Raw genomic sequence first — 13138 nt, forward strand, 5'->3', positions numbered from 1 at the left:
GGACGCCGCGGATTACGACGGCATTCTCGTTCCGGGCGGCTGGGCGCCGGACAAGATCCGCCGTTATCCCGCTGTGCTGAAGCTCATCCGCGATTTCAACGAGGCCGGGAAGCCGATCGGGCAGATCTGCCATGCCGGGTGGGTGCTGATTTCCGCCAAAGTTCTGGAAGGCGTCACAGTGACCTCCACTCCCGGCATCCGGGACGATATGGAGAACGCCGGAGCCATCTGGAAGGACGAGCCGGTCGTTGTGGACGGCCATATCGTCTCCGCCCGCCGTCCCCCCGATCTCCCGCCATACGGTAAAGCGTTCTGCGACGCTCTTGCCGGGGAATAATTACAGGAAAGCCGCCTTTCGGCCCGCCATAACTGCGGCAAAGGCGGCTCTTTGGCATAATGATTAACGGATTCGGATCGATTGCTCCTCAAGTACAGGATTCGGGTAGCTGCTGATTGTAAAGGTGAGCGGCTGCGGCAGCTTGCCAGGCCCGAGATTGTAAATGCCCGTTTCCGTCCATCCCTCCGGATTTCCGCCGGATTCCCAATAAGTTCCCTCGTTCCGGTTAATGAAATGCTTCACTCCCTCGCCATCCGTGAAGCTGTCGTCCAGATCAATTGACAGGTGAGTGGTTTCATCGTTCAAAGCAGGCTTTGCATTGAATTGGAGTGCAAGCTGACTGCTTCCGGCAAGTCCGGTACGGGAGTTTCGTTCAGACAGCGTTAATCGGTCGTCAGGCGCCTTGATTATTTTTTGCCCCTCCGTATCGACAACAAGCTTCAGATCAGATTTATCCAGAGCGTAGATTCCCTTGACTGTAAGCTTCAGCGGCCCTCGGGCATCCATATTGTTGTTGTGGAAAACCATGGTTTGCAGCGGAGTGTCCACATTCATCGTCATATAGGAAGTCAGCGGCGTCGCCTTCTCTCCCTTTCCGGATACAATCGCCGGATTAATCATACCGAATATTCGCATGGCATTCTGATCGTCATATACGGCATTCAAGTAAATTCCTGTTGGCCCGATAAAAGCCTTTCCGATATGAATCCGCTGGCCGCCGATGGTCATCGTCTTGCCGATACCGATCTCGCGGCCGGCCTTTTCAATCTCTGCGGTATCCAGTTTGAAACTGGCGGTCAATGAGGTTCTGTATTTATACGAGCTGGAGATCATAGCCTGGGGGGTATCCGGTGTCACAATCACTTCGGCCGTCATCCGTTCGGACAGCTTTTGGCCTTCTTCCCAGGTGAGGTGAAAGTAATTATGAGTAATTCCCGGGTTCCCCTCCCCTCCCCTCCAATACGTAGAGAAAGAACTTTTGAGCGAACCTTCCAGGGAAACATCAGTGATCGCCCGCTGCGCATTCCGATTCTCGAACGAATACAGCAGCAGCATCCCCCGCCGGTCGGCGATCATGCCGTCCAGCGTCATTTTATAGCCGTTTTTCTCCTGCGTTGAAATGTGGAGCGGCATGACCAGTCCGGCATCAAGCGCCGTTTTGATGGTGATATTGTTCTCTGCGATTGAACGATACGCTTCAAACTCTCCCCAGTTCCTGGGCGATACCGTCGTCACCCGTGAGGTTCCCGGGTCTCCCAGCCATGAGACGATGAACAGCAGGGCGGCAGCCAGAATGATAGCGGATGTGAAAGCATAGCGTCTACGGACGCTGTTTCCTCTGCGGGTTCCTTCCGCCATGCCAGCATGAACAGCCGCAACGAGCTTTTGTTCGGATACCAGCGACGACTGCCGGTCCGCATCTTGAAAATAGTCTCGGGCCAGCTTCTCTTCACGTTCATACATAACGGTCATCTCCCTTCCCTTTCATTTTGTCCCGCAGTTGCTTCAGACCTTTGTTCAGCCATGTCTTTACAGTTCCTTCCGGTCTGTCCAGCACCTCCGCGATTTCAGGCAGCGTCATATCCCGGTAATATTTCAGGACAAGCACCTGCCGGTACTTCGGCTTCACGGCATCCAGCGCCCGCTCCATATCCAGCTTGCGGTCACTCGCCATTTCAATTACACCGGACCCGCCTCCCCGGATTTCGGAAGGAATCATCCGACGTCTGCGCTTCAATTCATCGTTGCAGCAGTTGATTACAATACGAATGAACCATGGGGCGAAACGGCCCTCATCCTTCAGGCTCTTGCGTTTGATCCAGGCCCGGCAGGTCGCCTCCTGCACCATTTCAAGCGCGTCCGTTTCGCTGCGGAGATAGCTGTAGGCAATGCCGTACAGCGTTCTTTTATGCTCGGCGACAAGCAGGAAGAAGCTCTCTTCATCCGGCAGGATGACGGTCTGCTCTTTGATCAGGCTCTCCATATGCTTCCGTTCCCCCCTTTGTATGCCCCTTTGGCATCTCTCTTTTCTATATGATAAAGACGGCGCAGCGGCACAAACGGTTTTGCTTATTTTGTAAAAATCCCGGCAGCAGCCCCTCCCGGTGCATTTGAATACGCAGGGATAGATTTTTTGTGATTTGACATGATAAGTAACAGAAATTGCGGAATAAAACGATCGAATGGAGGATTTGTCAGCGTATGCTCGTACATAAGGTGCTTTTTGTTATCTGTTGGTTCTTCATTATTTTGAATCCAGTGGCCGCTGCGGAGCCTTCTCAGCATCAAGGAACCATATCCATTGTGGTCAATCCTCTTAAGCACCGGCTCTTCCTGTATTCTGACAGCCATCTTATTAAGAAGTATCCCATCGCGCTTGGGAAGCCGGAAACGCCGTCTCCTGTGGGCGAGTATACCGTAATTAACAAATATAAAAACTGGGGAAAAGGGTTTGGAACAAGGTGGATCGGGCTGAATGTCCCATGGGGAACATACGGTATTCATGGTACCAACAGGCCGTATTCGATTGGTCATAATGCCAGCCATGGCTGCATACGAATGCTCAACGAGGATGTTGAGGATTTATACGAATATGTGCGGGTGGGGACCAAAGTCAGCTTTGGAGGGCATGTCCTTGGAAAGCTTGACGTGAATCCCAGAACTTTGGCAAAGGGGGACAGCGGCGGCGACGTTCAAATCATACAATACCGTCTGCGAAGCGCGGGATTTCACCCTGGTGAATGCAATGGCAAGTTCAACAGCTCCACCGAAATTGCGCTGAAAGATTATGAGAAGAAGCACGGACTGCCCGTTGACGGGGTTGCAGGGTATCATGATTATCTGCACCTCGGCTTGATTGAATGATTGGAATAGAGTTAAAAAAAAGCCCGGCAGGATTGCCGGACACTGTTCATCTCAAATTGTCGCACCGCTTTGCCTTTATGCTTCGCCCTTCACGACATGCTGAATGATATTTCGATCCAGAAACTGCGTGAGCTGCTTCTCGCTCTCCGTAATTTCCCGGTTCCGGAAGCACTGCTTGGCGACTTCCCTTGCCTCGGAGGCCGTCGTGTTCAGCATCCGGTGCTTGACCTTCAGCAGCGACTGCGGCGACATGCTGAGGTCGCTGACGCCAAGCTCAAGCCACAGCGGCAAAGAGCGTTCGTCGCCGGCCAGTTCGCCGCAGACGCTGACGCCGATCCCGGCCGCCTGCGCGGATTCCACGGTCATGCGGATCATGCGCAGCACTGCCGGATGATACGGATGGTATAGATGCGCGATCTGCTCGTTCATCCGGTCCACCGCCAGCGCATACTGCACCAGATCATTTGTCCCGATACTGAAGAAGTCCACCTCTTCCGCCAAGAAATCAGCGATCATCACCGCAGCTGGCACCTCGATCATAATGCCGACCGGCAGCCCGCGGTCGTATGGAATTCCATGCTGCTCCAAATCCGCTTTGACTTCCTCCAGCACGGCCTTGGCTTCTCTTACTTCCTCAATCGAAGAGATCATCGGGAACATCATTTTGATGTTGCCGTGAACACTCGCTCGCAGAATCGCCCTCAGCTGGGTCTTGAACATCTCCTTCTGGTCCAGGCAGATCCGGATGGCCCGGTAGCCGAGAAAAGGATTCTGCTCCTCCGGAAGCTGAAAATAATCCAGATGCTTGTCTCCCCCGATATCCAGGGTGCGGATGACAACCGGGTGCTCGCCGACCTTCTCCGCCACAAGCTTATATACCTCGTATTGCTCCTCTTCGGTCGGAAACGCCTTCCGGTCCATATACAGAAATTCTGTCCGGAACAGACCGACGCCCTCGGCCCCGTATTTCAAAGCCATATCCAGCTCCTTCACGGAGCTGATATTGCTGGCGAGCCGCATTCTGACTCTGTCCCGGGTCATTGCGACCACCGTGGACAACAGCTCCAGTTGTTCCCGCTTCTCCCGCTGTCTGTCGCGCACAACGCTGTAATGCTCGGCCGTGGCCTCATCCGGATTGACGATCAGATATCCGTTATCCCCGTCGATAATCAGGAAGTCCCCGGTCTGGATCGGGCTTTGGAGCTTGTTCTCCAGCCCCGCCACCAGCGGGATGCCAAGCGCCCGGGCCATGATGGAGGAATGGGCGGTTTTGCCTCCCATCATGGTTACGATCCCGAGCACATAGTTGGGATTCAGGTGAGCCAGCTGAGAAGGAGAAAGCTCCTTCGCCACCAGAATGTAGGGCTGGGTATCCAAAGGCAGCGTGACCTCCGGCGCCCCGAGCAGATGCTTCAGCAGCCGGTTGCCGACATCCTTGATATCGACCGCCCGCTCCTTCATATATTCGTCGTCCAGCAGATCGAACATGGCCACAAAATGGTCAATCGCCTCTTTGACCGCCACCTCCGCCGCCTTGTACTGTCTCTCGATAATTCCGCGGATTTCGCTCATGAATACCGGATCTTCCAGAATAGCCAAATGAGCGTCAAAGATGCTGGATTCCTCGGGACCGACGACCTCCCTGAACTCTTTTTTGATAAACTCAATCTCATCCTTGGAGGTTCGGATTCCTTCATACAAACGCTCAAATTCTTTAGCCAGGTCTACCGGATTTACCTGCGTCTCCGGCATGCTCCATTCCCAGTTCGGCAGAACAAAGGCCTTTCCGATGGCAACACCCGATGCGGCCCCTATACCATTGATCATGATTCTACCCCTCCAACATTGCTTTCGTGCAGTACGACAGACATCACCGAAGATTGTCCTTTTTTCACATTTTTAAACGGAGCGTAGCTCCAGGATTTGACGCGTTCGGGATTGGTAATCACCATCGGGGTGGCCAGCGAAGCGGCATGCTCTTTCAGATAGTCCAGATCGAACCTGACCAGCAGCTGGCCGGGCTCGACGCTGTCCCCTGCTTTGACATCCGACTGAAACGGGCCCTTAAGCTGCGAGGTATCGATGCCGATATGCATCAGCACCTCCAGCCCTTCCGGTGTGGCAATGCCGATAGCATGCATCGTGGGATAGATGTGCATGACCTTGCCGAACACCGGCGAGACGAGCTCCCCCTTTTCCGGGATGAACGCGACCCCGTCTCCGACCAGCTTCTTTGCAAAAATATGATCCGGCACCTCTTCGATCGGCAGCATTTTGCCCTGCATGGGAGCGCTGAACAGCACCTGCGGCAGATCGCGCAGCATCAGCTTGTCGATTTCCTCGCGGATCAGTTCAGAATAGGTGCCGAAGACAACTTGCACATTTCCGCCGCCCAATTTGATAATGCCGGCGGAGCCGAGGCTTTTGAGCGCACCCATATCGACCTTCCGGTCATTGTGCACCGTGAGCCGCAGGCGGGTAATGCAGGCCTGGACCTGCACGATGTTCTCCTTGCCGCCAAGCGCTTGCAAAATAAGCGGCGCCTGGTACGGGATGTTGCCGGCCCAATCGCCAAGCTCGGAGCCTTCTTCCCGGCCTGGAGTCGGAATCTGAAACCGGCGGATTGCCCAGCGGAACAGATGGTAATAGACTGCTCCGTACACCAGACCGATCGGAATCAGCAGCCAGGCTCGCCGGGCCAGGTGAAGGTTCAATATAAAGTCAATGGCTCCCGCCGAGTAGGAGAAGCCGTGATAAATGCCAAGCGCGGCGGTCAGCGCCATAGCCAGCCCGGACATGATCGCATGAAGGGCGAACAGATAAGGCGAGGCGAACAGGAAAGCGAACTCGATCTGCTCGGACACGCCGGTCAGGAAGCAGACGAGCGCCGCGCGCATAAATGTCTTTCGGATCTGGGGCTTCAAATCTTCGCGGGCTTCCTGGATAATCGCAAACGCGATGGCGGGCAGCGCGAACATCATGATCGGGAACAGTCCCGCCATGAAGCTGCCCGCCGCAGGGTCTCCGGCAAAGAAGCGCGGCAGGTCGCCCTGAACGACGGCGCCGTCCGGCGTTGTATACGTTCCCAGTTGAAACCAGAACACATTGTTCAGAATATGATGAAGTCCGAAGGCGGTCAGCACCCTGTATAATACGCCGTACAGGAATAATCCGACACCCCCCGTCCGGTCGACGAGCTGGAGCAAATCATCCAGTCCATGCTGAATCACCGGCGAGATGCCCAACATGACCCAGGCGAACAGAGCGGAGAACAATCCCATAAAGAGCAAAACAAAACGCGATCCTCCGAAAAACTGGATCGCCTCTGGAAGCTTGATATTTTTAAACCGGTTATGGGCGATGCCGGCGACAATGCCGAGCAAAATACCAATCAGCGTCGCAGGCTGCAGGGTGCCGTCCCCCAGCTTCATCACAATCCGGTCATAGGTGAACATTCCCGCCAGCGCCGCAAGTCCTGCGGGCCCGGCCTGATTGGACAATCCCCATGCGACTCCAACCGCAAACAGATAAGGCATATAATAAAAAATCCCCTGACCCGCATAGGTCGCTACTTCGGCTACCGAAGCCAACCCCCAGGCGGACCATGGCAGGCTCCCCAAGCTGAGTAGAATGGCCGCCGCCGGCAGCACCATAGTGGGAAGCATGATGGCTCTCCCAAGCTGCTGCAATGATCCGAGCCAGTTCAAGATGTATCTCTCCTTTCTTACTATATTGAATGGTACGGCCTGTAGTTCATTTTGTCAAAAGAATAAGATCGCACATTTTCATAATACCAAAATATTCCATTCCAATCCATGATGCCCCGCGCTGCACGCACAAAAACGCCCCACCCTTTCGGTCAGGACGTTCTTTGACGCATTGCCTCTTACTTCTCGCTGCGGCTCCGCCCGTGCATCGTTATCGCTTCCTCAACCTTGATGCAGCGGTCCATGATGACAGTCATTCCGGCCTCCGCGCCAATTTCCGCCGCTTCGGGGCTGATTACCCCCTGCTGCAGCCACAGCACCCTGGCGCCGATCGCCGCCGCCTCGCGGGCCGTCTCGGCGCAGAATTCGCTGCGGCGGAACACATTGACAATATCGACGGGCTCCGGAATCTCCGCGAGCGAATGATAGCATTTCTCCCCGAGGATCTCGCCGCCCACCATCGGGTTCACCGGGATGATCCGGTAGCCCTTGAGCTGCATGGCGTAGGCGACCATATAGGAGGTCCGGTCGCTCTTGTCGGACAGCCCCACCACGGCAATATTGCCGGCCGAGGCCAGGATGTCCCCGATCTGTTCCCTGGAAGGATTTTCAAAAGCCATAGGTTCTTAGCCCCTTTGTCTTGGAATGATCTTGGCCGCGCTTATTTAACCCACTCGACATCCGCGCCGAGCGCCCGCAAATGGTCAAAATACTGCGGATACGACTTGGCGACATGGTGCGCATCCTTGATGAGCAGCGGCTCCGCCGCCCGTAGCCCGACAACGGTCAGGGCCATAATGACGCGATGGTCGAAGTGCGCGTTGATCGTCACGCCCCCGGCGACGCCTTCAGGCGTGCCATGAACGATGATCTCGTCCCGCCGTTCTTCAACCTTCGCCCCGGCCCGGCTCAGCTCCGCCAAATAATCGGTGATGCGGTCGCATTCCTTATACCTCAGATTCTCCACATTATAAAATCTGGAGGTTCCCTCCGCAAATACGGCAGCGGCAACCATCGCGAGCACAGCATCCGTGGCCGCGTCCCCGTCGAATTCGACCGCCTTCAGGCGTCCGTTGCCCTGCACATGCACCGTTCCGTTCTCGTGGGTAAGCGGCGCTTCCATCATACGCAGCACATCGATAATTGCTCTTTCTCCCTGCCGGCTGTGCTCGGCGAGGCGATGAATCTTTACGTCCGACTTGGTTACAGCCGCAGCCGCAAGTACAGCGGCCGAACCGGGGTAATCCCCCTGCACCGTGTACGATTTGGCCTCATAGGATTGCCCTCCCGGCACCTTGAACGACATGTAGTCGTCGGCCGCATGAACGATGATTCCGGCCTGCTCCAGCACCTCCAGCGTCTGGCCCACGACCACTTTCGATTTCAGGTCGTTCAGCACGATAATCTCGCTGTCCTCCTCAAGCAGCGGGGTCAGGAACAGCAGAGCGCTCAAATACTGGGAGCTGACCGCCCCGGAGACGGTAATGCGTCCTCCCTTGGGCTTTCCGCCACGGATCGTGATCGGCAGCCGCCCCTCATTATGCTCAACCTCGACGCCAAGCTGGCCGAGGGCATCGATCAGGTCATCATGAGGACGCTTGCCGAGCGAGTCGGGATATGTATTCACGAAGGTCACTTCCGGACAGAGGGAAGCAACCGCCATGAGGAAGCGCAGCACCGCGCCAGCATTGCCTACATTAAGCTCCTTGATATCCTTTGGACGGCGGCCGAATCCTTTGATGACGATCTTCTCCTCATCCTCCGTAAGCTCGGCTCCCAAATCGCGGATACAGCGCCGTATAGCGTCGCTGTCCTCGCTGTGCGCCGGATGATAGATTGTGCTCGTTCCTTCCGACAGAGCGGCAACCAGCAGATAGCGCGTTGTATAATTTTTGGAGGACAAAGCTCCGATTTCTCCTTCTAATACCGGCGTAGGCCTTACAATAACGTCCATATTCCAGCTCTCCTTATAGGTTGTATAGTGGATGCGGGCTACTCCAGATTTGACAGGGTATTCCGCCTTTATGTTATCATTAAACCATTCTTGTCAAGGAAAGAGGTCATATCCATGAATGGTATTCCCCAAATTACAGCCCCGGAGCTGCGCCAGCGCATGGAATCCGGCGAAGAATTGGTTCTGATCGACGTCAGAGAAGATGACGAAGTGGCTCTCGGCATGATCTCGGGCGCAGAGCATATTCCCATGGGCGACATTCCGTACCGCGCCTCCGATATCCCGGAGAATGCCGAGATAATTTTCATATGCCGCTCCGGCTCCCGCAGCCAGCGGGTATGCGAATACCTGTATGCTCAAGGCTATCACGGCGTCGCCAACCTGAGCGGCGGCATGATCGGGTGGAACGAGCTGCTGGAAAATTAGCCCACGTGCTTAAAAGCTAAAACGCGGTAGTGCATTAAAACATGATGGCATACCTGTGCCGTTGTCAAGCTCGTTGTATCGACCGTGCAATGCGCGAAGCTGTAGGCGTCCTTTCGTTCCTCCATAATTCGTCTTACGCGATCTTCCGTATTGCCGGCGAGCAGCGGCCGGTTGTTGTCTTCGGCTACCCGTGATATAATGGCCTCCGCCGTGGCGCTGAGCGCCGCTACGATCCCGTTCTCCAGCATCAAATCTCTGTTGACCGGCGCCAGCACCGCGCCTCCTCCGGTGGAAATCACCTGCCCACTGCTCCGCAGCGTCTCCCGAAGCACTTCCGTCTCCAGGGCTCTGAAGTATTCTTCCCCTTCTTCCGCAAAAATGTCGGATACGCTCCGGCCCTCTTTCCGGATAATGGCATGATCCAGGTCCACAAGCTCATAGCCCAGCTCCTCTGCAAGCAAAGCGCCCACACTCGACTTCCCCGTTGCCATCATGCCAACCAGAATCAGATTCCCGGTATTGGCCGATCCGGTCTTTGGCTGTATCTCGTCTCCAGACATAACTTCACCCACTCCATAGATTTGGACTTATCATAACACGGGTGAAAACCCAGCACAATCATTCCTCTGCCCGATACCGGGTACTTTGTTAAAAAAAGCCCGGAGGAACCGCCTGAAGGCGGGCTCTTCCGGGCTGTGAAAGCGAAAAGGGTGCAGTCTCTTATTCCGACTGCGCTTCGGCGATCCATTCGTGATGGAAGACGCCTTCTTTGTCCACGCGCTTAAAGGTATGCGCGCCGAAGTAATCGCGCTGGGCCTGCAGCAGGTTCGCCGGCAGACGCTCCGTGCGGTAGCTGTCGTAGTAGGCCAGGGCGCTTGCGAAGCCCGGAACCGGGATGCCGCGGGTAACAGCTGCCGCAACCACCTTGCGCCATGCATCCTGATAGGAGGTCATAATGTCCTTGAAGAACGGATCGAGAAGCAGATTCTTCAGCTCCGGATTGTTCTCATAGGCATCGGTAATGTTCTGGAGGAAGCGGGAGCGGATAATGCAGCCGCCGCGCCATATTTTGGCCAGATTGCCGTACTTCAGATTCCAGCCGTATTCCTCGGAAGCGACGCGCAGCTGCGCGAAGCCCTGGGCGTAGGACACAATCTTGCTCGCGAACAGCGCTTTGCGGACATTCTCGATAAACTCGGCTTTGTCTCCGTCGAACGCGCCGGCGGCCGGTCCGCTCAGCACCTTGCTGGCTTCCACGCGCTCTTCCTTCATCGCGGAAAGGAAGCGGGAGAATACGGATTCCGTAATCATGGACAGCGGCACGCCCAGATCCAGCGAGCTTTGGCTTGTCCATTTGCCGGTGCCCTTCTGGCCCGCAGCGTCGAGAATAACGTCGACCATCGGTTTGCCGGTTTCTTTGTCATACTGCGCGAAGATATCCTTCGTAATCTCGATCAGGTAGCTGTCAAGCTCGCCCTTGTTCCAGTCGGCGAAGGTCTCGTGCAGTTCTTTTTCATCCAGGCCCACAACGTCCTTGAGGAGCTGGTACGCCTCGCAGATAAGCTGCATATCGCCATACTCGATGCCGTTATGCACCATCTTCACGTAGTGGCCCGCGCCGTCCGGTCCGATATATGTACAGCAAGGCTCTCCGTCCACTTTGGCCGAGATCGCTGTGAGGATCGGCTCTACCAGTTCATAGGCGCTTTCCTGTCCGCCAGGCATGATGGAAGGTCCCTTGAGCGCGCCTTCTTCGCCGCCGGATACGCCGGTTCCGATAAAGCGGAAGCCTTTTTCCTCCAGTTCCTTGTTGCGGCGAATCGTATCCGGGAAGTAGGCATTGCCTCCGTCGATAATAATATCGCCCTGATCCAGATGCGGAATCAATTGCTCTATGGTAGCGTCGGTCGCCTTCCCTGCCTGAACCATGATCAGAATTCTGCGCGGAGTTTCCAGCGACTGAACGAATTCCTCAACAGTGAAAGTCCCGGTGAGATTTTTGCCTTCCGCTTCTTTAAGAAGATCATGAGTCTTCTCGGGGGAACGGTTGAATACGGATACGGTAAAGCCTCTGCTCTCGATGTTAAGTGCCAGATTCTTGCCCATTACTGCCAGGCCGATAACGCCGATTTGTTGTTTTGCCATCTTGTCCTCCACCCTTTGCACGCTTTTTATTTTGTGTGAAGCATTAAGAGATCAATTTCATTGACAAAATGCATCTATTACGAAATTTGACCCGCAATGTAACTATTCTAACGTTTTTTTCCGCAGAAGTGAACCCCTCAGATGAATTGCCCTTGCAAATCGAAGACACCCCTTTCCGAGAGGTGCCTAATCCTTCCCTATACCCGCTGTACTTACCATTCCAATTTCATTAGTTCCTTCGACAAAAATACAAGCTTCTCCTTGCAGAGCTTCACCTGCTGCGCATCCCCCCGGGCCAAAGCGTCGCTTAACCGGTCCAGTTCCCGGTCGACCTCCATTCTGCGCTCGCGGACGCGTTCTTCGCCCAAGGTGGAGTAGAACATCTTCGTCAGCTCCTGATCCGACAGCAAAGGCCCCTTCTGGTAGAGCACCCTCTGCTGGTAGCCCGATATTTCCACGAGGCGGATCACTTCCCCGAACAAAATATTCTCAATGATGATCTGTCTGTCGCGAAACCGCTTGACGACGGCGTGGCCGCGCATATCGCCAATCAGCTTCTCCATCCACTCGGACAAGCGGGCGTCGCGTATCATATAATCGCCCACCAGCTTGTAACCGTCCTTAATCCGTTGAAACCGCAGCTTGACAAGCTTGCGCCCGGTACGGACCGAGATGACAAACAGACTGTCGCTCTCGCTCCAATACAAGGAATAGCCTTCCTGAATCAGATCCTTGATCAAATTCTGAATGTGCATCCGGTCAAACCGGAGCTCCAGGTTGCAATACTCCACCTCGTCGTTCTTATTCACGGCACTCCCTCCTTTGCGTTTTGCGAAATAGCAAAACCGGCACTTGTCGTTGGCGTCATTACCCTTGCGGAAGTCGTGGCTTGCGTCGATAAAATATATGCGGACGCAGTGATGATCTTTGCGTTCATCCTACACTTATTTTATACTTCAGCTTATGTAGCGGGAACTTGGTTTATTGACTATTTTTACCCGCTGCCACATCATTCCAAACGCCTTTTCCGCAGATAAATGCCGCGCGGCATGATGAATCATCACATCCCACTAAGAGGTGACACTACACTATATGTCGTTCAACGGATTTGCAGCAGAAGATTTTGAAGTATTTAGCATTGACGGCCTGGAGCCGAGAATGGACGCCCTGATCTCGACGGTCCGGCCCAAGCTGACGGCGCTCGGCGACGAGGTCGCCCCCTATCTGTCCGCCCTGTGCGGGGAGGAGATGTTCCCTCACGTAGCCAAGCACGCCCGCCGTACGGTGCACCCGCCGAATGATACTTGGGTGGCCTGGGGGCCGGGGAAGCGGGGCTACAAGGCGCTGCCTCACTTTCAGACCGGCCTGTTTAAGAGCCATCTGTTCATCGTGTTCGCCATTATTTACGAGAGCCCAAGCAAAGCCGTCTTCGCCGATGCGCTGTCCGGGAGCTTGCCTGCTGTGCGGGATCGGCTGCCAGGCGATTACTTCTGGTCCACGGATCATCTGGACCCGCGCGGAACGCCGCACTCGGACATGGACGATGCCCGCTTCGCCGAGCTGACGCGACGGCTTAAGGAAGTGAAGAAGGCGGAGGTCGCCTGCGGACTGCGGATCGGAAACGAAGATCCGGTCCTGAAGGACGGACAAGCGCTCCTTCAAGTGATGGAGCGGACGTTCGAGACGCTGCTGCCGCTGTACCGG

Annotated in this window: 13 protein-coding genes; 4 read left to right on the plus strand and 9 right to left on the minus strand. The window is 55.2% G+C overall.

What is annotated here, in order from left to right:
- Positions 1-337 (plus strand): DJ-1/PfpI family protein (locus L692_RS0102160; RefSeq protein ID WP_025696785.1); only part of this gene is annotated, 337 nt, incomplete at its 5' end.
- Positions 338-400: 63 nt separating this feature from the next.
- Here the strand turns inward: L692_RS0102160 and L692_RS0102165 are convergent.
- Both L692_RS0102165 and L692_RS0102170 read right to left on the minus strand, forming a co-directional pair.
- Positions 401-1801 carry a DUF4179 domain-containing protein gene (locus L692_RS0102165; protein WP_025696788.1) on the minus strand — a complete coding sequence of 467 codons (1401 nt, stop codon included), beginning with the start codon at positions 1799-1801 and terminating at the stop codon, positions 401-403.
- Positions 1794-2321 (minus strand): RNA polymerase sigma factor, encoded by a 528-nt coding sequence (locus L692_RS0102170; RefSeq protein ID WP_025696790.1) that lies wholly within the window; start codon positions 2319-2321, stop codon positions 1794-1796. Before L692_RS0102170 ends, L692_RS0102165 begins: the two co-directional genes overlap by 8 nt.
- Positions 2322-2539: 218 nt before the next feature.
- Between L692_RS0102170 and L692_RS0102175 the strand changes: the two genes are divergently transcribed.
- Positions 2540-3202, plus strand: coding sequence for a L,D-transpeptidase family protein (locus L692_RS0102175; protein WP_025696792.1), 663 nt, complete (start codon positions 2540-2542; stop codon positions 3200-3202).
- Positions 3203-3277: 75 nt separating this feature from the next.
- Here L692_RS0102175 and ptsP read toward each other — a convergent pair whose 3' ends face one another.
- The 4 genes from ptsP to aroA form a co-directional block, all read right to left on the minus strand.
- Entirely contained in the window at positions 3278-5029 is a 1752-nt protein-coding gene (ptsP, locus tag L692_RS0102180; RefSeq protein ID WP_025696794.1) for a phosphoenolpyruvate--protein phosphotransferase, read from the minus strand.
- Entirely contained in the window at positions 5026-6909 is a 1884-nt protein-coding gene (locus tag L692_RS0102185; protein WP_025696797.1) for a glucose PTS transporter subunit IIA, read from the minus strand. Before L692_RS0102185 ends, ptsP begins: the two co-directional genes overlap by 4 nt.
- A gap of 179 nt (positions 6910-7088) precedes the next feature.
- Positions 7089-7529 (minus strand): CoA-binding protein, encoded by a 441-nt coding sequence (locus L692_RS0102190; RefSeq protein WP_025696799.1) that lies wholly within the window; start codon positions 7527-7529, stop codon positions 7089-7091.
- Between the two features lie 41 nt (positions 7530-7570).
- On the minus strand, positions 7571-8863 hold the full coding sequence (gene aroA, locus L692_RS0102195) for a 3-phosphoshikimate 1-carboxyvinyltransferase (protein WP_025696801.1): 1293 nt from the start codon (positions 8861-8863) through the stop codon (positions 7571-7573).
- Positions 8864-8977: 114 nt separating this feature from the next.
- On the opposite strand from aroA, the gene L692_RS0102200 reads away from it, so the two are divergent.
- Entirely contained in the window at positions 8978-9289 is a 312-nt protein-coding gene (locus tag L692_RS0102200) for a rhodanese-like domain-containing protein (RefSeq protein ID WP_025696803.1), read from the plus strand.
- On the opposite strand, the gene L692_RS0102205 is transcribed toward L692_RS0102200, so the two are convergent.
- The 3 genes from L692_RS0102205 to L692_RS0102215 all read right to left on the minus strand — a co-directional run bounded on the left by L692_RS0102205 (position 9286) and on the right by L692_RS0102215 (position 12243).
- The gene (locus L692_RS0102205; RefSeq protein WP_025696804.1) at positions 9286-9849 is read right to left on the minus strand and encodes a shikimate kinase; all 564 of its coding nucleotides are present in this window, start codon (positions 9847-9849) and stop codon (positions 9286-9288) included. The genes L692_RS0102200 and L692_RS0102205 overlap by 4 nt on opposite strands.
- 160 nt (positions 9850-10009) lie before the next feature.
- Positions 10010-11434, minus strand: a complete 1425-nt coding sequence (gene gndA, locus L692_RS0102210) for an NADP-dependent phosphogluconate dehydrogenase (protein ID WP_025696806.1) — start codon at positions 11432-11434, stop codon at positions 10010-10012.
- A gap of 212 nt (positions 11435-11646) precedes the next feature.
- Positions 11647-12243, minus strand: coding sequence for a hypothetical protein (locus L692_RS0102215; protein ID WP_025696807.1), 597 nt, complete (start codon positions 12241-12243; stop codon positions 11647-11649).
- A 283-nt stretch (positions 12244-12526) separates the two neighbouring features.
- Here L692_RS0102215 and L692_RS0102220 point away from each other — a divergent pair.
- The coding region (locus L692_RS0102220) for a DUF1054 domain-containing protein (RefSeq protein WP_025696808.1) at positions 12527-13138 on the plus strand (612 nt) is incomplete at its 3' end.

Source organism: Paenibacillus forsythiae T98 (assembly GCF_000520735.1).
GTDB lineage: Bacteria > Bacillota > Bacilli > Paenibacillales > Paenibacillaceae > Paenibacillus_AQ > Paenibacillus_AQ forsythiae.